At 52.6% G+C, this 1,522-nt stretch carries 1 rRNA gene; it reads left to right on the plus strand.

What is annotated here, in order from left to right:
• A 16S ribosomal RNA gene (locus AB3I00_RS14500) occupies positions 1 to 1,454 on the plus strand; the annotation flags it as partial.
• Positions 1,455 to 1,522 lie beyond the last annotated feature (68 nt).

Consider the following 1,522-nt stretch of genomic DNA (forward strand, 5'->3'; position numbering starts at 1 on the left):
GAGTGGCGAACGGGTGAGTAACACGTGGGTAACCTGCCCATCAGAAGGGGATAACACTTGGAAACAGGTGCTAATACCGTATAACAATCGAAACCGCATGGTTTTGATTTGAAAGGCGCTTTCGGGTGTCGCTGATGGATGGACCCGCGGTGCATTAGCTAGTTGGTGAGGTAACGGCTCACCAAGGCCACGATGCATAGCCGACCTGAGAGGGTGATCGGCCACATTGGGACTGAGACACGGCCCAAACTCCTACGGGAGGCAGCAGTAGGGAATCTTCGGCAATGGACGAAAGTCTGACCGAGCAACGCCGCGTGAGTGAAGAAGGTTTTCGGATCGTAAAACTCTGTTGTTAGAGAAGAACAAGGATGAGAGTAACTGTTCATCCCTTGACGGTATCTAACCAGAAAGCCACGGCTAACTACGTGCCAGCAGCCGCGGTAATACGTAGGTGGCAAGCGTTGTCCGGATTTATTGGGCGTAAAGCGAGCGCAGGCGGTTTCTTAAGTCTGATGTGAAAGCCCCCGGCTCAACCGGGGAGGGTCATTGGAAACTGGGAGACTTGAGTGCAGAAGAGGAGAGTGGAATTCCATGTGTAGCGGTGAAATGCGTAGATATATGGAGGAACACCAGTGGCGAAGGCGGCTCTCTGGTCTGTAACTGACGCTGAGGCTCGAAAGCGTGGGGAGCAAACAGGATTAGATACCCTGGTAGTCCACGCCGTAAACGATGAGTGCTAAGTGTTGGAGGGTTTCCGCCCTTCAGTGCTGCAGCTAACGCATTAAGCACTCCGCCTGGGGAGTACGACCGCAAGGTTGAAACTCAAAGGAATTGACGGGGGCCCGCACAAGCGGTGGAGCATGTGGTTTAATTCGAAGCAACGCGAAGAACCTTACCAGGTCTTGACATCCTTTGACCACTCTAGAGATAGAGCTTCCCCTTCGGGGGCAAAGTGACAGGTGGTGCATGGTTGTCGTCAGCTCGTGTCGTGAGATGTTGGGTTAAGTCCCGCAACGAGCGCAACCCTTATTGTTAGTTGCCATCATTCAGTTGGGCACTCTAGCAAGACTGCCGGTGACAAACCGGAGGAAGGTGGGGATGACGTCAAATCATCATGCCCCTTATGACCTGGGCTACACACGTGCTACAATGGGAAGTACAACGAGTTGCGAAGTCGCGAGGCTAAGCTAATCTCTTAAAGCTTCTCTCAGTTCGGATTGCAGGCTGCAACTCGCCTGCATGAAGCCGGAATCGCTAGTAATCGCGGATCAGCACGCCGCGGTGAATACGTTCCCGGGCCTTGTACACACCGCCCGTCACACCACGAGAGTTTGTAACACCCGAAGTCGGTGAGGTAACCTTTTTGGAGCCAGCCGCCTAAGGTGGGATAGATGATTGGGGTGAAGTCGTAACAAGGTAGCCGTATCGGAAGGTGCGGCTGGATCACCTCCTTTCTAAGGAATATTACGGAGACTACACAATTTGTTTTTACTTTGTTCAGTTTTGAGAGGTTTACTCTCAA

It is taken from the genome of Enterococcus sp. C76, assembly GCF_040886985.1.
In the GTDB taxonomy this organism is placed as follows: Bacteria; Bacillota; Bacilli; order Lactobacillales; family Enterococcaceae; genus Enterococcus_B; species Enterococcus_B lactis.